Raw genomic sequence first — 17,280 nt, 5'->3', positions numbered from 1 at the left:
GCGTAGGCAGCGCGTACCGGGCCGGCCCTATCTTTCGAGCGTGCTGACCCGTGGCGTGGCCGGAAGCGTGCTGGTCCTGCTCGGGGGGTTGGTGGTCTCCACCCTTCCCGAGTCGGTGCCGATCCTGGGCGGGGATCAGCTGGCCTTCGTCCGCGGGCATACCGCAGGCCGGATGGCTGGGCTGTGCGTCGTGCTGCTCGGGCTGGGCATGCTCGGCGCCGCGTGGCTGGCGCTGTGCCGGGCCGTCGCGGGTGACGGAGGGGCAGAGCGTGCCGGAGCTCTCGCCCTGGTCCGGCGGGCCACCGTTCTCTGGTCCGTGCCCCTGCTCCCGGCGCCTCCGCTCTTCTCCCGCGACGGCTGGTCGTACGCCGCGCAGGGGATGCTGACCCACTTGGGGGTGTCGCCGTACGACAACGGCCCGGGGGTGCTCTCCGGGCCGATCGTCGAGGCAGTCGACCCTCGCTGGATGGACACGCCCGCCCCGTACGGCCCGGTGCCGCTGATCTTCGGGGACCTCGGCGCGAGCCTGACCGGCAACCCCTGGGTGCTGGTCGTCGGACACCGGTTGGTCGCGCTGATCGGGTTGGTGCTGCTCGCCTGGGCGGTGCCGAGGATGGCGGGATGGACAGGTGCCAACCCGGCCCTGGCCTCCGCCGTCGCCCTCGCCTCGCCGCTGATGATCGCCAACGGCGTCGGGGGCCTGCACCTCGACCTGCTGATGGTGGGCCTGATGGCCGCAGCCCTGGTGGCCGGTGCCGAGCACGGCTGGATCGCCGGAGCCGTGCTCGGTGGCCTCGCTGCGGCCGTGAAGCTGCCGGGCGGACTGGTCTGCGTCCTGGTCGTCGTGGTCTCGCTCCCGGCCGGGGCGCTGCTCGTCGACCGGGTGCGCCGCCTGGTGCTCGTCGCCGCGGTCTCGGTCGGGTCCTTGGTCGGGACCGGCCTCCTGTGGGGACTCGGGGTCGGCTGGATCGGGGCGCTGGGCGTCCCGGCAAGCCTCGACACCCTGCTCTCGGTGCCGACGCTCGTCGGCCGCGCCCTCGACTGGGCCTCCGGGCTCCTCGGGACCGGCCTGGAGCCGGACCTGTTCCGCAATCTGGTCCGAGGGCTCGCCATGGTCGGCCTGGTCGTCTACGCCGGGTGGACCGCCCTGCGCCGGCCCACCGGGGACCCGGCAGACGCCGTCCGGGGGACCGCCTTGCTCCTCGGCGCGACGTTGCTGCTCAGCCCCGTGGTGCACCTCTGGTACCTCCTCGGGCTGACGCCGTTCCTGGCGTCGCTGAGGCTGCCGCGCACCGGCACCATCGCGCTCGTCGCGATCTCCGTGCTCGCCGGCCTCGTGGCCCCGCTGGACTCGTCGCTGCACGGCGCCTACCTGTTCATCATGGTGGGCGCGATGTCTGTCGCGGTCCTGGCCCTGATGGTGCTGCTGACCGACCGTGGCCGGGACCGGGTCCGTGCCATCGCCGAGGCAGGCCTGGTCAGGATCACGTGATCCGCACGCTCAGGCGGCTCCCGGCTGGTCCCCGCCGCACCGCGGTCGGCGCGTCGGTTCTCTGCGCGGTCCTGCTCTCGCTGACCGTGCTGCTCACCGACCCGCCCTACGTCACCGGCGACGAGCCCGCGCACGTGGACTACGCCTACCAGGTGTGGCACGGCGAGCTTCCCGTCTTCGAGGAGGGCCTCGAGCTTCGGCCCGACGGCGCCCACCTGCCTCCCGTGCAGTGGACCGCCCAGCACCCGCCGTTGTACTACCTGCTCGTCTCCTGGCTCGTCGGGCCTCTGGCTGACGCCGGTCACCCGGTCGCCGCGGTGTACGCCGCTCGCACGGTGAACATGCTGCTGGCCGGGGTGTTCGTCGTCGTCGCCTGGTGGAGCGCCGGCCGGATGTGCCGTCCAGGGAGTGCGCTGCCGCAGCTCGTGGCCATGGTGGCGGGCCTCGCGGCCGCCGTCGCCCATGCCGGAGGGAACGCCTTCAACGACCTCGTCGCGACCCTCTGCGTGACCACGATGTTCGGCGTCGGCGCGACGGCGATCCGGCGCGGGCTGGGCACGCGGCTCGTCGTCCTCCTGTCCCTGCTGGCGGCGGCCTCTGCGCTGTCCCGGCTGTCCACGGCGCTCATCGCCGTCGTCGTGGTGGCGTTCGTCGTGGTGGCGGGGTCGGTACGGGCCACCCAGGGCAGGGGCCGGTGGGCCCCGGTCGTCGGCCTCGCCGCCGTTGCTCCGGCGACGGTCCTGGCCGCCGCCGGCTGGTTCTACGCCCGGAACGTGGCTCTCACCGGGAACGTCCAGGGTTCGCACTTCGACTGGGCCCTGCAGAACCAGGTCCGCGAGGTGCGGCCGGTGTGGGAGGTCGCGCTCGACCCGGTCACCTGGGCCCGGCTGCCGGACTTCTTCTGGTGGGCCGGCCGGGTCCCACCGACGACGCCGTATTCCGCCACGACGCTCGCAGTCACGGCGACCCTTCTCGTCTGGACGCCCCTGATCATCGCTCTGCTGGCTCGGCTCGCCCGTCACCCGAGCCGGACGGGCGCCACCGACGTGGGGGAGCACCTGGCGGACCGGCGGCTGATCGCCCTGCTGCCCTGGGCGGCCGTCGTCGTCTCCGTGTCGGCGCAGGTGCTGTACACCGCCGCAGGCGGCGGGACCTACCCCCGGTATCTGCTCCCCGTGGCCCTGCCGGTGTTCCTCGGTGTGGCCGCCGGGCTCGCCCGGCGCCCACGGCTGCTCGTGCCGCTCTGGGGTGCGGTCGCGACGGCGGACCTCATCAGCTGGCTCTTCGCCGAGCTCACCACGCCGCCGGAGCCCGGCCTCTACGGGGAACCGACGGCGCTCGCGGCGGTGGCCGGGGTGCTGGGGGTCGGGGGCGCGGTCGTCGCGGTCGTCGCGACGTCCCGCGCTTCCAAGGGGCGAGTCAGAAGCCCAGCTCTCTGAGCCAGGTGAGCAGGTCGTCCTCACGCTGCTGTGCCGTGTCCGGCTGCCAGGGCCCCATCTCGTTCGCGTCCACGAGGGCGCCGTCGCGCAGGTAGATGACGCGGTCGCCGCGGGCGGCGACGCCAGGGTCGTGAGTCACCATCACGATCGTCGTACCGTCCCGGTGCACGTCTGTGAGCGCATCCATGACCTCGTCCGACATGCTGCTGTTCAGCGCGCCGGTGGGCTCGTCCGCGAAGAGCACCGAGGGCTCGCCCGCCAGCGCACGGCAGATCGAGGCGCGCTGCAGCTGGCCGCCGGACACCTGCGTGATGCCGTGATCCTTGATGTGCGAGATGCCGAAGCGCTCCATGAGGGCATCGACGCGGGCGATCGCGGCGTCCTTGTCCTTTCCCTTGGCCGCGCCCTTGAGCGCGGGCAGCAGGATGTTGTCCCGCACGTCGAGATTCCTGAGGAAGTGCGGCTGCTGGAACACGAAACCCATCCGCGTCAGGCGGACGTTGCTCATCTCCGCATCGCTCAGCGACGTCAGCTCCCGGCCCTCCAGCGTGACGTTCCCGCTGGTGGGCTTGTCCATGCCGCTGATGCTGTACAGCAGCGTCGACTTGCCCGAGCCCGAGGCGCCCATGATCACGAGGAACTCGCCGGCACGAACCGACAGATCGATTCCGAGCAGCACCTCGGTCGGCGGGTCCGTGGAGTAGTACGTCTTGCTCAGCTCCCGTGACTCCAGGGTCACCGTTCCTTGACTCATGACTTGTCCCCTCGTTCTCAGAGCCACTGGCTCTTGTCGGCGCGCCGGATCCCGGCTGTGAGCAGGGCGACGCCGAGATGTCCCGCCCCGAGCAGCAGCAGCGGGTACAGCACGTACACCAGCCACGGGTTCGGGATGAACGTCAGGTCGGTGATCCCGAGCTGGGCGGCAGCCAGGGCGGCGCTCGCCAGCGACTGCCCCGCGGTCGCCGCGAACACGAGGCCCACCACCGTCCCGGCTGCCACCACCAGCAGCGTCTTGGTCCGTACCTGCCCCACGATCTCGTTCGCCGAGAACCCGATCGCGGACAGGACGCCCATCTTCGGCCGGTCGCGCGTGAGCCTGAGCTTGAGGAACAGGCTCGTGATCAGCACGGCCACCCCGAGTCCGAACACCAGTGCGATCCAGGCCGCGCCCCGCATCGAGTCGATCAGGACCCCCAGGGTCTCCCGCGCGTACTCCTGCGTCGGCTTCACACCCGCCGTCGGGAACTGTTCGCCGTACTCGTCGGCGATCCCTGCCGGGTCCGCGCCGTCGTCGGCCAGGTCCGCAAAGACCGTGTACGCCGAGGCGCCCTCGGTCACCTCGCCCGGCATCTTGGCGGTCTGCCCGCCGGCGGTGAGGTCCTGGTAGATCCCGCTGACCTGCACGGTGATCGACTCGTCGCCGTCGTCGATCGTCAGGTCGTCCCCGACACCCACCTGGTACTTCTCCGCGTTGAGGATCGACAGCGCGATCTGACCGTCCTGCGGCAGGCCGCCCTGGCTGAACCGGATCGCCCCGTCGACGTGGTTCCCGACCTCGACGCGCAGTCTCGCCCGCCCGTCCGCGCTGTCGGCGCTGTAGTCGACGTAGGCGTAGGTCTGCACGTCCGTCAGGCGGTCGTCGTCCGCCATCGCGGCGACCAGCCGGTCCTTGACGTCGTCCACCCCCTGCTGGAACTGCACGTCCGCACGCAGGTCACGCTCCGGCGCACCCAGGTAGGTGACGAACTGGGGGCTCTCGAACGTACTGACCAGGTTTGCCGGGAGCGTGATCAGCACCGCGGTCAGGCCGAACACCACCGGCACCAGCACCCATGCCCGGCCCTCGGCCCGCAGGTCGAGGAGGGCCAGGCGTCGGTTGACGCCCGCACCGGACGACGACGCCAGCCCCGTCCGCCGCACCCACCGCGCCTCCCGCTTCGCACGCCGGGCGGTCTGCTTCTCATCGAGCGTGCTGCCGTGCACCAGGGCGTTCACGACCTCGATCTTCTTCACCCGGCCGAGCACGCCGCGGCAGATCGCGACCACGATCACGTAGACCGCGGCGAGCGCGATCAGCGGCACGAGGAACGTCCAGATCCCCACCGGCGCCTGCGCGTAGCTCGTCTCGATGCTCTGCGTCAGCGCGTTCGCCGCGACGACTGCCAGCAACCCGCCGACGACGCAGGCGACCAGCGCCAGGATGCTGTACTTCGTCAGGTAGAGCGCGGAGATCGCGCGGTCCGGGATGCCGATCGCCTTCATCGCGCCGATCTCGTGGACCTCGTCCTCCAGGCTTCCGGAGATGACGAAGCGCAGGTTGAGCAGGGCGATCGCGACGAGGACCAGGCTGATGAACACCAGCGCGAACGCGACGAGCCCGTCGCTGATCATGCTGATGATCCGAAGCTGCTGGCCCGTGACCGGCTGGCCGTTGGTCGGAAGCCCGCCGGCGCCCTCGTACGCGGTCTGGATCGCGTTCGCGTCGCTGCCGGCCGTCAGCCGGTACTCCGCGATGATCTCCGGCACGGCGCCCCCGGCCCGCGCCAGCGCCTCGAAGTCTTCAGGATGGATCAAGAACCGCGACGACGGCGAGAGCGAGGCCGCCATCTGCGCGTCCTTCACCGACCCCCGCACCTCGAGCCGGTGCGGCCCGGCGTCGGTCGAGATCGTGAGGACGTCCCCGGCTGTCAGGCCGTACTGCTGCTCGTAGAGGACCGGGACGTACACCTCACCGGCGGCGGGTCGGACGACGCCGCCGGTCCAGTCGACCAGGAAGTCGAACTCCGCGTTCTGCGTGACGAAGAGGTTGTCGATCCGGCTGGCGGCCAGGTCGCCGTTCTCACCGGTGCTCGGCCGCTCCCAGGTGAGGGACGCGCTGTCGAAGCCGAGCATCTCCTCGACCAGCCACGCGGCGATCTCCGACTCGTGGTCCGCCGCGAACCGCTCCAGCGCGGCCCGGTCGTAGTCCCCGAGGTGCATCTGCAGGAAGTCCGGGGGCTTGCCCTGCTCGGACAGCCGGCTGATGGAACCGGCGAGCCGTTCGATCACCATCGAGCCTGTCGCCATGAGAAAGGCACTCAGGATCAGGATGACGATCAGGGCCGCGTTGACGCCCTTGTTCCTGCTCAGGTCGTTGTACGCGTACCGGAGGTAGAGCCGCTCCCCGTTCTTCACTGTGGTGCTCCGCATCCTCGGGATCCGCGACGACGTCTGCGCCAGGACGTCTCCATCCTGTCCCGGATGCAGTCCGGAAAGGATAGGTTCCTGCCCTGATGTGACCCTGGTTCTGCCGCAGGCGGACCCTGACCGCGGTCACGGTGGACCCTGACCCGTGATGGTCATTCGGGCGGCGTGGCTGATTGGCGCCAGCCGGAAGACGTCATGATGCTGGAATGCGCGGCTTAGCGAAATCCCGACATTGACCTGATGGGCATATCGGGAGACGGTCGGGCCAATATGTGCCATCATCGCCCAGGAGCGGCGCTCAGGGAAGGAATGTCTCGTGAGTGCCCGTCAGGTGTTGAGAATCCAGCACTTAACCGTCGCAGTTCCGTCGATCCTTGCAGGGGGCAAGAGAATGTTTCGACATTTGATAGGTGCCGCAGTGATTGCGCTCGTGGCACTCGTGGTGCCGGCCGGGAGTGCCGCGGCCGACGATTACACCCCGGACGACCAGCCGTACACCGTGTATGTGTCGTCCTCCACTGTCACCGCTGGCATGGCCTTTGCGGTGCTCACCACGGGCCCTGACGGTTCCGTGTCCCTCACGGTCGAGTGCAGCGCCGTACCGGACGGGTTGGTGGACATTGCCGGCGTCAGCGCCGAGGCCATCACGGTCGATGCCGACGGAGCGACGAGTTCCGTGACGATCCCGACCGCCGGCACGTGCACGATCTACGTGACGGACGCCAGCGGGGTCGTCTCGAACGTCATCACCGTCACGGTGGTAGCGCCGTCCGCTGCCGGGGTCGGGGGCGGCGGCCTGCTGCCGGTCACGGGCGCCTCCGGGACTGCGTACCTGGTCCTGGCGGGAGCGCTGCTCCTTGCCGGCGCCGCGGCGCTCGTCGCAGTACACAGGCGTACCCGGCCAAGCTGACCGGACCTGGGTCCTCAACGAACCGCGTCGCCTCCCGCCCCGGCTGGTGCGGGAGGCGGCGCGGTTCGTTCCGCCAGAGAATCGCGATCTGTGGAATCACCCGGTCTGGGAGCCCATACGGAGCTCCTGCCCACGGCCCTACGACTCGCCCGGCCGAGAAGCTGTAGCGCCCGGAGCCCAGGTCTTGACCGAGCCAGAAGTGGTCCGATCGACGGACACCGGTGCACGCGGCCAGCGGGTGCGTACGCCGGGTCAGGACGCTTACTAGGAGTGGTCCAGCTGGAACCGGCGAAGGCTCCGGGCAGCCCTTCTGTCGTATCGGTCATCGGCCGCGATCCAGGTGCCGTCGCCCAGCGGGAGCAGGTTGCGTGGAGTTGCGAACGGTTCGCCGATCACCGAAGAGGCACCCGATTCCAGGTCGACCCGGACCAGCAGAGCTTTCTGATCGACTTCGATCGTCGTCAGGAGTTGGCCGTTGTTCAGGAAGCCCGTCGTCCACTCGAACGTCGGTTCATCCGAGCGGTGCTGTTCCGGCAGCAGGTCCGGCGCCTTGAACGACGTCAGGATCTCGCCACCCGGCCAGCCATAGACCAGCAGTTCGTCCCACTCCCCGTCCGGGGACGCGACGACCCGGGTGCCATCCGGGGACAACGCCCTCAGGTACCGCCCGAGCCGCAACGGCCCTGCCGGCTCCTCGACCAGGAGCCGCCCGCCGTCGAACAACGCGTGGAAGTTGGCAAACTCACTCTGTCCCAGACCGACGGACACGATGATCGAACCGTCCGGGTGCGCGAAGAACTCGCCCCCATAGCCGACGGTCCACAGGTCCGCTTCGTCGAGAAGGCCACCGCTGGCCGCGTCAAGGACAAGGAGGTGGTCGCAGCCGTCATCCGTCATCTGAGACGCCCACACCCACACCACGCCGGCGTCAGGGCTCACCGCCACGGCCGCGCCCTCGTCTCCACCGGACCCCAGGTCATAGGACCAGACCACGGTCCCTTGGAGGTCGAGCCGGCGCACCTCGTTCCACGCGACATACACGAAGGCCTCACCATCGGGCATGACCGCGACGTGCACCTCCGAGGCGTCCCGATGATCGGCGGGCAGCGGCACGACGACGTGCATCGTCAGCAGGCTGCCGTCCGCCGGGCTACGGTCGAGGTCCGCGACGTGGATGTTCCCGCCCTGACACCACGGATACCAGCGCATCCGCGCACAGTACCGGACCCACATCAACCGGTAGCCGGGCGTCGCTGCCGTGCAAGACGATGCCCATCGTGCCCATCACGAAGAATCCGGTTCGCCACACGACAGGCGCCCGGTAGGTTGCCCGCATGGAGCCCGACGACGCCCGCAGCCGCCTGGCCGAGACGATCGGCCTCTTCCGTGAGGAGGTCCGTCCCGCGACCCGTGAGGCGCTCGTCGAGGCCGCGGTCGATGCGCTCGTCGCGGGTCTGGACTCACCGGCCCTGGCGGAGCTGGCCGGGCTGTACCCGGACGACGCTTGGTCGGAGCTCGGCCAGGTCGCGGACGCCGTCGTGCAAGAGCTCGACCTGTACGTACCGACGGGCGATGAGGTGGCTTTCGTCCGGCTGCGGCGCCAGATCGAGGCGTTGCTCGCGGGGTCGGTCTCCGCGCGTGAGCTCGCCGCGTGGGCGCACTCGGAGTACGGCCATGAGGGCTTGGACGCGGTCCAGGCGTTCGTCGTGGCGGACGACGAGTACGACGTCCTCGAGTACACGTCCCGCAGCAGCGACGAGCTCGACGCGTGGGTCCGTGACCAAGCCCAAGCTTTCCTCGACGGCCCACAGGAGGGCCAGCACGACGACCCCGACCGGGAAGGGGAGTCGACGCGGCAGCCCCTGACCGTCGTCCAGGGCGGCGTCGAACAGGTCTGGACGCTCACGGTGATCGAGCGGGCGCGTGACCACGCCTTGCACCTGGTCTCGCCCGCCGGCGCGGACTGGCGGGCCGAGGGCGGCGATGCCTGGCACGCGCTGCGGGTACTGCGTGCGGAGCTCGAGCCGCTGGGGGTGCAGCTCTGTTGCCAGGGTGCTCGGCCCGATGCTCACGTGTCGGACCTGTGCGGGTCGATGGCGGGCGGCCGACTCGCGTACGTCCTGCCGACGTGGCGCATCCCGAGGCCCCGGGACCTGGTCGACGTTCTCGCTCCGGCACCGTGGGGGAAGGTCGGCACCCTGGCACAGCAGGCTGACTACTTCGAGCGCTGGGCGCGGCGCCGGTGGCTGAGGGTCATCTGACCGACGGCAGATTGTCGTGCTGTACGGGCCTGATGTGTCAGATGCTGGACCAACGTCGGGGCAGGGGTGGAGATGCGTGCGAATGAAGGTCGCACTTGGTCAGGCTACTTTGGACCAGTTGATACTGTTGAATCGGTGCTGGTCCCCGGGTTTCTTGACAGCGATCGTCAACCTGCTTCGGTTGTTGGCTATCCGACCAAGATCTACTTGGGAGACGGGACCAGGTTTATCGAGTTTCGCGCGGACGGGTATTCTGGTCAGCTTGTTTTCGGGAACGTAGCCGATGTAGATTTGCCCGAAGAAATGTTGGACGAACTGTCTCCAATGTTTGTTGATCTGGGTTGGATGGTTCTTGGGGAGCCGATTCCACGGCGCTTGGAGAGCATTTCACTGTACCTGGACGATGCGTCGGACTTGCTGCGGAATCGAGCGAGGGCGGCCGTTGTCCTGTTTGCCGGCGGTCGAGTCTTGGTGTTGGACGCTCTCTCCACTCTGGGAATTGATATTGGCGGAGCCGAGAGTGTCCGGGATCTGGACCGCGAAATCCTGCAGGACGGGCGGGGATCCCGTGTCGTGGTGCACTGCCCGGCCAGAACCAGGGATGATCGCGATCTTCGACGGAGGTGACTGGCGGTGGCTCGACCCTCGGGGCTGGTCCTCATCGGGTACTGGGACGGTCCGCAAACAAGTCCGGGATGGCCGGGTCCGGAACGGTTCGTCGATTCCACGTGGGATGCGGACGATCGCGACATGGTGGCCGACTATCTGGGTGGAGGCCATGTTGTGCGCGCCTGCATGGGGTACTCGGACTGTCGGTTTTGCGGTCAGAGGAACGGAACGCTCGAACTGACCGACGGCAGCTTTGTCTGGCCGGAAGGGCTGCGGCACTACCTGGTCGAGCATGGGGTCCGGTTGCCTGCCCGGTTCGTTGAGCATGTTCGATCCCGGATCGAAGGGCTGGAGACTACCGATCGCGACGAGCAGTGGTGGCGCGCTCAGTGACGGCCGCTACCGAGGAGACGGATGCGCCACGTTGAGCGGAATCATGCAGAGGGATGGGTTTCGTGTCGGCCGCTACAGGCTGACAAGCGTGGACAAGGGAAGAGTTCACTACGCGGAGGTGACGGTTGCAGCTCGACCGTCGTCCACGAACGCGGTCACGGCCGGAGCCGCCCCGTTCTCGTGGAACATCGAGGCGTACGGGCCGTTCGCCAAGTCGTCGTCGATGGATCCCGTCTACGTTGCCGAGGCGCTGGACGGTGTGCGGCTTGCGCTCGACGAGTTGAACGGCTTCTTCTTCGACGCGGTGGTTGTGGAGATCCGGGAGACTCTCGTCGACACCCACCTGGGGGACGTGCGATATGCGGCAGCGCATGCGCTGTGGCGGGCGGTCGGCTTCGACCGGGTGGACCTACGGACCGTTCGGAATGGACGCCTCGTCCTGCCGGATGAGGTGAACGACGAACCGGACCCAGCCGGATAGACGCCGGAAGTAATGAAGTGCTACAGGTGGCCCTAGGGTTGAGGTGATCGAATGGAAGGTCCGGGCGCCACGTTCAACCTGATCGAATTCTCCGAGAGACTGGTTGTTCGGGTCACCGGTCGCGAGAGCGCGATTTCATTGCACAGTGAAATTGTCATTGGCACTGGATTCGTTCGGGGCAAGGCGCCCACGTCGATCGGTGTTGATGATCTTGAGAGCTGGCAGTCTGCTCTCGACTCGCTCGACGCCGGGCGGGACGTTTCGTGGCGGAAGTGGTAACGGGCGACGGCCCTCGAGATCACCCATGCTGATTGGGGTGCCGCCTGGGTAAAGGTCGTCCACGAGGATGTGTTGGTATCGGCCTCGGCCGAGCTGACTGACGGGTGGTTCGACCAGGCCTACCAGAATCTCGAGCTCGCGTTCAATGCGATAGAACGGAAATCGGACTGACCTTGTTCGGTGCAGCACGGATCGAGCGAAGAGCTCATACGAGGGGAACTCGAATTGATCGATCGGCTAGGTTCATTCCTCTCCCGCTGGTACGGCGAGCCGGACAGGGTGCAAGGCAGCGGTGTGACGACCGAAGGCCGACTTCACAAAGATCTCGCGGACTGGTGGCGGCTGGTTGAATGCTGGTCTGAGCCTGTGGTCAGGTTCAATATTGCAGTTGAGCCGGCCGCACTCCGGTCCGACGCTGGGTTTGTGACCTTCTGGATCGAGAACCAAGGCGGAATTACATGGTCTTACCCGGATTCGATGCACGATTCTACTGTCTATGTTGAGTCTGGAGGTCCCTGGGTGGACACCGAAAGGACGGTCGCTGACTTTCTGTTCGAGATGACTCTGTGTGAAGCGGCCATGGATCCGCCCTTCTCGGCGCGTGCGCGCCGCGTTCCCCGGCGGGAACTGGAGAAACTTCGGATCGACGGACATCGACTCCGGCTGGGGGATTGGGGTTGGCCTGCGGTTGGTGCGGAGCTCTACGTCGAAGGCTCCCACCTTATCGATGTTGTTCCAAGTTTCGGAGCTACGGACTACTTTGATGTGAGCTATTGCTTCCTTGCTGAGGCCGCGAGGAATGTCTGGCTATCGCAATACGAGGGTGGGATCAATTTTCTTCCCCGCAGACGACGTGAGCGAAAAGTCTTTGATGACCCGGGGGATCCGCCGCCATTCTGATCCGAGGGCCTCGATTGGCGTCGTCGGTCACGTCCGCATCGTAGAGGTTGGCGCTGCTGCCACGTCTATCTCACTTGGCTACCCTCACGATGTGGATGCGTTGGAGTCCGTCGGTGACGCCGACGCAGATGGCTGAGCCGATCGGCGTGTCTGGGGCGACGATCCAGCGTCGGATCCTGGCGGGGGAGTTCAGGTCCGAGCGCCCCGACCGTTGTCGCACCTCGATCTGGTCTTCAGCCGTGGGTCGAGGCTGAGGCTGAACGCCACCAGCAGCAGGTCGGTCCGCGTGTGCGCTCAGAGGGTGAGCCGGCCGGCAATGGTGCGGCGTGCGGCGTCCTGGGGTGCGATGTCGGACCGGCTGCGTAGTGCGTCGAACATGTTGCGCGCCCGGGTGGAGGAGTTGTCGTAGCGCGAGATTCCTGCGGCGAGCAGCGAGGGTGGGACGGCGTCGGCGGCGACGAGGGCTTCCCACTCGTCGAGCCCGATCCTCAGGTACTCGAGGCCGGTGAGCTTTGCGATGACGAGCGGGTCGGCGATCTTGCCGGGCATCGCGGTCAGGGTGCGGAGCCTGGGCAGGCCGATGAGGGGTGCCAGGTCCGTCGGTTCGGTGTCCAGCCAGCCGATCTGGAGCACCTCGAGGTCTGCGCCCGCAGCCCGTTGGATCTCCCAGCCGTCGGCGGAGTTGACCAGCACGACGGCGGGTGGCTTTCTGCCGGGCTCCCGGACGCTGTCGTCCTCGACAGGGCCGGGGGTGAGGTCGAGGCAGAGTGGTACTCCTGAGCCGTCGGACAGGTCGCCGATCACGAGCCAGCCGGGGGAGGTGATGAGGACCTGGACGGCGTCCGAAGGTGAGGTTGTCACTGCCACGGTGGCGGCGTCCTCGAACGAGAGACCTCGGTCGGTCGTGTCGGTGAAGTGCAGCTCCTCCAGGGGGCGCAGGACGAAGCCCAGCACTTCGGCCTCACGGGCATACCGGTCCCAGTCGCCGCCGTGCTCGGCGTTCGTGACGCGGTACACGGCTTTGAGCTCATCGGGCAGGGCGATGCCAAGCCGGTGCTCGGTCGCGGCGATCTCGGCGTCGGTCGCCCCGACGGCGTCGGGCAGCCGCTCCCGCAGGACCTGCTCGAGTCGGTCAGGGTCGGACGACGGCGCCGTTCTGGCCGGGTAGGCCTGCGGCTGACAGCGAACCGGTTCGGGACGCGCACCGTCGACGAGTACAAGCTCGGCGCTCGTCGGGTTCAGCCCGGGAACCGAGAACACCTGATCCACCGAGGCCGGTGCGAGTCGCACCTCGGCACGCCCGTCGTCCTCGTACTGCACCGAGAAGCTCACCGTCCACAGCCCGTCCGTGCGCAGAGCGTCCTGCACTTGCAGCAGCGCGCTGTCCAGCTCGGCACGGTCGAGGTCCGTGACGTCGTCGGCGCGGGGCACGACCGCGCCACCACGTCCGACGGCCCCCGCCCAACGTGCGACGGCGGGATTCTGCGCCCGCACTGCACGCAGCAGCGGCTCCCAGGTCTCGAACTCCCGAAGCGAACCCATGCAACACCCTCCGCAGCCCGGGTTGGCGGCCAACCCGACAACACAGAAGGCCCCCGACGTGGAGGTCGGGGGCCTTCTGAGTCGCTGTCTCAACGAGTGTCCGGAGGGGGACCTTGCAGGTATCCTCACGCCCTTACGAGCTGGCGAAAGCGGCGTGACCTGCGGAGATGTCAGGCTGCGTGGGTGCCCCGCAGGAGGTACATGTCGTCGCCGAACACAGCGGTGATCTGGACTGTGCCGCCGAGCGCCTCGACGTAGCGGGTGACAACGGCGAACGTCGAGACTTCGCCTCGTTCGATCTGGGACACGCGGCTCTTGGTGATGCCCATCCGGTCGGCGACGTCCTGCTGGGTCAGGCCGAGCTCTGCGCGCCGCTGGGCGAGCCGGTGTCCGTCGATGTACGCCTGGTTGCGTTCGTGTGCCTGGTCGAGCGCCTGCTCGCCCAGCCGCTCGACGATGCCAGGGCGGACGTCGGACCACTTCTTCGTCGTCATGGCTTGCCCTCCTCTTCCTCACGTTCCCTGAGGTACGCCGCGTACAGTTCTTCGGCCTTGGGGATTGCGATGCGGTACCACGCCGACCATGCGCCGGACTTGTCGCCGCCGACCAGCAGGATCGCCGATCGCCACGGATCGAACGCGAACAGCACCCGCACCTCGCTCCGGCCTGTCGAAGCGGGCCGAAGCTCCTTCATGTCGTGCACCTGTGAGCCGGTGATGCGGTCGACCAGCGGTCGGCCGAGCTGAGGCCCGGCGTCGCTCAGCCGGTCGATCGCGTCAGAGACAAGGGCCTGCGATGTGTCATCCAGCGTGGCGAACCACGCCAGGAACTCGTCGGTGACCCGGATCTCCCACTCTTCCAATCCTGCGAGTGTAGTAAATCCTCTACCATTGTCTCGGTCAAGACCTGGGCTCCGACAGGACGGGTGGAGATCCCGTGTCGTGGTTCATTGCCCGGCCTGAACCAGGGATGATCGTGATCTTCGGCGCGGAGGGGAGTGGCGGTGGCTCGATCCTCGGGGCTGATCCTCATCGGGTACTGGGACGGTCCGCAAACAAGTCCGGGATGGCCGGGTCCGGAACGGTTCGTCGATTCCACGTGGGATGCGGACGATCGCGACATGTCGGCACTGATCTGCGGCCGAGGCAGACACAACCGGATCAGCCGAGACGAGTCGGCCGATGAGCTGCGCCAGGTCGGGGCTCGGAGCGTCATGAACAGCACCCGTCGTCGGGATGGTGCACGATGCGCAAATCCCGGGCCAGGGCGTTGACCGATTTCTGGAGCGGTGTCTGGTCGGACTCCTCGGACTCGAGGTACGTGAGCCATCCCTCGTCTGCGGCGTGGTCGACGACGGCGTTCGCTCGGCTTTCGACGTCTGCCAGGTAGCGGCGTTCGCGCCACATCGTGACGATCGGCCACCAGTGCCGGTCCGACAGGTGGTCGACGGCCTCGTTCCTCCGGAGTCAGGTGCCGTCCAGGACCGGCTCGAGGGTGGTCATGGCCTGGTGGACAGTGAAGTGCGCGATCGGTGTCGGCCACTCGTAGGTGGAGTCCAGAGGGACGGTGTTGCGGATATGCCCGAGCGCCCGAATCGGCGCTGTCGTTCCGAAGACGGTGTGGAGGAGACGGTTCAGCGCGGCCGACAGTGGTTCGTCGTCGGCCACGATCGCCGCGGGCAGGTCGAGACCCGGACGCCCGCCTGAGCGGGGCACGCAGAAGATCGCCCCGTGCGGTGAGGCGACGAGCAGCCGCACGATGCTCACGGGCTCCGGAGCCCGGTCCCCGTGTTCGGCAAGGTAGACCTCCGCGCGGCCCAGCGGCGGTAGCCACGGAGCGTCCGGGATAGCCGAGAGCAGGATCACCGGCACAACCTACTCGCCCCGCGTGCCCGCCGATCGAACGCTGCGGTTGCCATGTCGCGAGCGACCCCAACCTTCCGTCAGGTGGGTGCGTCGGCCGGAGCGGCTCCGTAGAGCCGGCTCATGCGTTCGTCGTAGGGCAGACCGAGCAGGGCCGCCAGGTCCGCAAGCGCGCCGTCTGTACCCCGGAGCCGGTCGGCACCCGTTGTCACGTACCAGGCGGACATGATCTCCGCGACTGTCGGCTCTGATTCGAAGGGCAGGACGTCGATGGGGTCGTCGTCGACGATGAGGTCGTCGAGCCACTCACGGCTGACCGCCACGAAGTGCCGGTTCGCGACGTCGTCGTCGGGCCAGGAGGCGAGGGCGCGGGCGAGGTCACCGCTCACGGCGGCATAGGTCGCGAACGCCTGAGAGACGGGATGCAGCGGCTCGGGGGCCGTGACGAGGTCCTCCCACCACGCGTCGAACACCTCACTGATGACGCGGGCCTGGTCGTCCGGCCATCCGCGCCAGCGGGTGCGAGCCAGGCAGTGGTCTGCGGGCCAGAAGGTGTGAACCGTCCCGTCGGCCAGACCGCGAGCCATCTGCGGCAGGATCCTGCGAACCATCGCCGCGTGATCCTCGAACATGCTTGGTGTCCGGTAGGTCAGCGAGCCAAGCAGGTCCGGTCCAAGCAGCACGCCCGGGACGGTGAGCTCGGGAATCCCGTCATCGCCGTAGCAGTGGGTGCACGGGTTGTCAGCCGCGCACGTGAATCGACCGAACGTGCGGTCGACGGCGTCCAGCGCGGCCAGCAGACGAGGTGTCACCCGGCGCATCCTGCCAGTCCGGGCCAGAGATCCTCACCGGAGCGGTCCAACTGAAACCGGCGAAGGCGCCGGGGGCCGCTTCTGTCCTTCCACTCATCGGCCGCGATCCAGGTGCCGTCGCCCAGCGTGTGGCCCCGAGGCGTCGCGAACGGTTCGCCGATCACCGAAGAGGCACCCGATTCCAGGTCGACCCGGACCAGCAGAGCCTTCTGATCGACTTCGATCGTCGTGAGGAGTTGGCCGTTGTTCAGGAAGCCCGTCGTCCACTCGAACGTCGGTTCATCCGAGCGGTGCTGATCCGGCAGCAGGTCTGCCGCCTTGAACGACGTCAGCAACTCGCCACCCGGCCAGGCATGTACCAGGAGCTCGCCCCACGCCCAGTCCGGGAACGCCACCAGCCGGGTGCCTTCCGGGGACAACGCCACCAGCCACCGCTGGTCCCGCAGCGGCCCGATCAACTCCTCGACCACCAGCAAACCGCCGTCGAACCGCGCCTGGAAGTTGGCCGGGCCGCACTGGCCCTGGCCGACGGACACGATGACCGTACCGTCCGGGTGCGCGAAGAACCCGCCCCCGTACCCGACGGACCACAGGTCCGCCTGGTCGAGAAGGCCACCGCTGGCCGCGTCAAGGACAAGAAGGCGGTCGCAGCCGTCGTCCGTCATCTGGGAGGCCCACACCCAGACCACGTCGGCGTCAGGGCTCACAGCCACGGCTGCGCCCTCGTTTCCACCGGACCCCAGGTCATAGGACCAGACCACGGTCCCGTGGAGGTTGAGCCGGCGGACCGCGTTGCACGCGACGTACACGACAGCCTCACCATCAGGCACGGCGGCGACGTACACCTCCGACCAATCCCGGTGATCGGCGGGCAGCGGCACGACGACGTGCATCGTCAGCAGACTGCCGTCGGCCGGGCTGCGGTCGAGGTCCGCGACGTGGATGTTCCCGCCTTGATACCACGCATACCAGCGCATCCGCGCACCGTACACGACAACACAGAAGGCCCCCGACGTGGAGGCAGTTTCTAGGGGTCCTCGCAACACCTGATGGCCTACGTGGTCGTCAGTAGATCACGCAGACGCTCGGCTGGGGTATCCCAGCCGAGCGTTTG

18 protein-coding genes are annotated in these 17,280 nt (G+C 68.1%); 9 read left to right on the top strand and 9 right to left on the bottom strand.

What is annotated here, in order from left to right:
* Positions 1-40 precede the first annotated feature (40 nt).
* Both mptB and D1350_RS12900 read left to right on the top strand, forming a co-directional pair.
* Positions 41-1,492, top strand: coding sequence for a polyprenol phosphomannose-dependent alpha 1,6 mannosyltransferase MptB (gene mptB / locus D1350_RS12905; RefSeq protein ID WP_125776446.1), 1,452 nt, complete (start codon positions 41-43; stop codon positions 1,490-1,492).
* Entirely contained in the window at positions 1,489-2,931 is a 1,443-nt protein-coding gene (locus D1350_RS12900; protein WP_125776445.1) for a hypothetical protein, read from the top strand. Before mptB ends, D1350_RS12900 begins: the two co-directional genes overlap by 4 nt.
* Here D1350_RS12900 and D1350_RS12895 read toward each other — a convergent pair.
* Both D1350_RS12895 and D1350_RS12890 read right to left on the bottom strand, forming a co-directional pair.
* Positions 2,912-3,685: an ABC transporter ATP-binding protein gene (locus D1350_RS12895; RefSeq protein ID WP_125776444.1), complete on the bottom strand. Its 774-nt coding sequence runs from the start codon at positions 3,683-3,685 to the stop codon at positions 2,912-2,914. The two genes, D1350_RS12900 and D1350_RS12895, sit on opposite strands and share 20 nt — an antisense overlap.
* Before the next feature lie 17 nt (positions 3,686-3,702).
* Positions 3,703-6,120, bottom strand: coding sequence for an ABC transporter permease (locus D1350_RS12890; RefSeq protein WP_125776443.1), 2,418 nt, complete (start codon positions 6,118-6,120; stop codon positions 3,703-3,705).
* Positions 6,121-6,433: 313 nt separating this feature from the next.
* Between D1350_RS12890 and D1350_RS12885 the strand changes: the two genes are divergently transcribed.
* The gene (locus D1350_RS12885; RefSeq protein WP_125776442.1) at positions 6,434-7,027 is read left to right on the top strand and encodes an LPXTG cell wall anchor domain-containing protein; all 594 of its coding nucleotides are present in this window, start codon (positions 6,434-6,436) and stop codon (positions 7,025-7,027) included.
* A gap of 264 nt (positions 7,028-7,291) precedes the next feature.
* Here D1350_RS12885 and D1350_RS12880 read toward each other — a convergent pair whose 3' ends face one another.
* Positions 7,292-8,236: a YncE family protein gene (locus D1350_RS12880; RefSeq protein WP_125776441.1), complete on the bottom strand. Its 945-nt coding sequence runs from the start codon at positions 8,234-8,236 to the stop codon at positions 7,292-7,294.
* A 125-nt stretch (positions 8,237-8,361) separates the two neighbouring features.
* Between D1350_RS12880 and D1350_RS12875 the strand changes: the two genes are divergently transcribed.
* The 6 genes from D1350_RS12875 to D1350_RS12855 all read left to right on the top strand — a co-directional run bounded on the left by D1350_RS12875 (position 8,362) and on the right by D1350_RS12855 (position 11,950).
* Positions 8,362-9,288: a hypothetical protein gene (locus D1350_RS12875; RefSeq protein WP_125776440.1), complete on the top strand. Its 927-nt coding sequence runs from the start codon at positions 8,362-8,364 to the stop codon at positions 9,286-9,288.
* 135 nt (positions 9,289-9,423) lie between these two features.
* Positions 9,424-9,915 (top strand): hypothetical protein, encoded by a 492-nt coding sequence (locus D1350_RS24135; RefSeq protein WP_125776439.1) that lies wholly within the window; start codon positions 9,424-9,426, stop codon positions 9,913-9,915.
* Positions 9,916-10,038: 123 nt separating this feature from the next.
* Positions 10,039-10,290, top strand: coding sequence for a hypothetical protein (locus D1350_RS12865; RefSeq protein ID WP_240644078.1), 252 nt, complete (start codon positions 10,039-10,041; stop codon positions 10,288-10,290).
* A gap of 31 nt (positions 10,291-10,321) precedes the next feature.
* Positions 10,322-10,771, top strand: coding sequence for a hypothetical protein (locus tag D1350_RS12860; RefSeq protein WP_125776437.1), 450 nt, complete (start codon positions 10,322-10,324; stop codon positions 10,769-10,771).
* 51 nt (positions 10,772-10,822) lie between these two features.
* Positions 10,823-11,050, top strand: coding sequence for a DUF5959 family protein (locus tag D1350_RS24915; RefSeq protein WP_420807810.1), 228 nt, complete (start codon positions 10,823-10,825; stop codon positions 11,048-11,050).
* Positions 11,051-11,230: 180 nt separating this feature from the next.
* Positions 11,231-11,950, top strand: a complete 720-nt coding sequence (locus D1350_RS12855) for a hypothetical protein (protein WP_125776436.1) — start codon at positions 11,231-11,233, stop codon at positions 11,948-11,950.
* A 294-nt stretch (positions 11,951-12,244) separates the two neighbouring features.
* Here D1350_RS12855 and D1350_RS12850 read toward each other — a convergent pair whose 3' ends face one another.
* The 6 genes from D1350_RS12850 to D1350_RS12825 form a co-directional block, all read right to left on the bottom strand.
* A complete protein-coding gene (locus tag D1350_RS12850; RefSeq protein WP_125776435.1) occupies positions 12,245-13,492 on the bottom strand; it encodes an SMI1/KNR4 family protein in 1,248 nt (415 codons plus the stop codon).
* 170 nt (positions 13,493-13,662) lie between these two features.
* Positions 13,663-13,986: a helix-turn-helix domain-containing protein gene (locus D1350_RS12845; RefSeq protein ID WP_125776434.1), complete on the bottom strand. Its 324-nt coding sequence runs from the start codon at positions 13,984-13,986 to the stop codon at positions 13,663-13,665.
* A complete protein-coding gene (locus tag D1350_RS12840) occupies positions 13,983-14,354 on the bottom strand; it encodes a type II toxin-antitoxin system RelE/ParE family toxin (protein WP_125776433.1) in 372 nt (123 codons plus the stop codon). Before D1350_RS12840 ends, D1350_RS12845 begins: the two co-directional genes overlap by 4 nt.
* Positions 14,355-14,958: 604 nt before the next feature.
* Entirely contained in the window at positions 14,959-15,357 is a 399-nt protein-coding gene (locus D1350_RS12835; protein ID WP_125776432.1) for an NUDIX hydrolase, read from the bottom strand.
* Positions 15,358-15,434: 77 nt separating this feature from the next.
* Positions 15,435-16,166 (bottom strand): hypothetical protein, encoded by a 732-nt coding sequence (locus D1350_RS12830; protein WP_125776431.1) that lies wholly within the window; start codon positions 16,164-16,166, stop codon positions 15,435-15,437.
* Entirely contained in the window at positions 16,163-17,143 is a 981-nt protein-coding gene (locus D1350_RS12825) for an MDR/zinc-dependent alcohol dehydrogenase-like family protein (protein ID WP_125776430.1), read from the bottom strand. Before D1350_RS12825 ends, D1350_RS12830 begins: the two co-directional genes overlap by 4 nt.
* Positions 17,144-17,280 lie beyond the last annotated feature (137 nt).

Origin of the sequence: Antribacter gilvus (assembly GCF_003946865.1) — a bacterium.
Taxonomy (GTDB): Bacteria; Actinomycetota; Actinomycetes; order Actinomycetales; family Cellulomonadaceae; genus Antribacter; species Antribacter gilvus.
Note: the sequence above shows the minus strand (reverse complement) of the source record. Positions and strands in the feature narration are given on the sequence as shown.

What these genes read in the sequence shown, in the direction of transcription:
- D1350_RS12890 (WP_125776443.1), bottom strand. Translation starts at nt 6,120, where the DNA reads ATGCGGAGCACCACAGTGAAGAACGGGGAGCGGCTCTACCTCCGGTAC.
- D1350_RS12875 (WP_125776440.1), top strand. Translation starts at nt 8,362, where the DNA reads ATGGAGCCCGACGACGCCCGCAGCCGCCTGGCCGAGACGATCGGCCTC.
- D1350_RS12845 (WP_125776434.1), bottom strand. Translation starts at nt 13,986, where the DNA reads ATGACGACGAAGAAGTGGTCCGACGTCCGCCCTGGCATCGTCGAGCGG.
- D1350_RS12850 (WP_125776435.1), bottom strand. Translation starts at nt 13,492, where the DNA reads ATGGGTTCGCTTCGGGAGTTCGAGACCTGGGAGCCGCTGCTGCGTGCA.
- D1350_RS12865 (WP_240644078.1), top strand. Translation starts at nt 10,039, where the DNA reads ATGGTGGCCGACTATCTGGGTGGAGGCCATGTTGTGCGCGCCTGCATG.
- D1350_RS12880 (WP_125776441.1), bottom strand. Translation starts at nt 8,236, where the DNA reads ATGCGCTGGTATCCGTGGTGTCAGGGCGGGAACATCCACGTCGCGGAC.
- D1350_RS12895 (WP_125776444.1), bottom strand. Translation starts at nt 3,685, where the DNA reads ATGAGTCAAGGAACGGTGACCCTGGAGTCACGGGAGCTGAGCAAGACG.
- D1350_RS12825 (WP_125776430.1), bottom strand. Translation starts at nt 17,143, where the DNA reads ATGCGCTGGTATGCGTGGTATCAAGGCGGGAACATCCACGTCGCGGAC.
- D1350_RS24915 (WP_420807810.1), top strand. Translation starts at nt 10,823, where the DNA reads ATGGAAGGTCCGGGCGCCACGTTCAACCTGATCGAATTCTCCGAGAGA.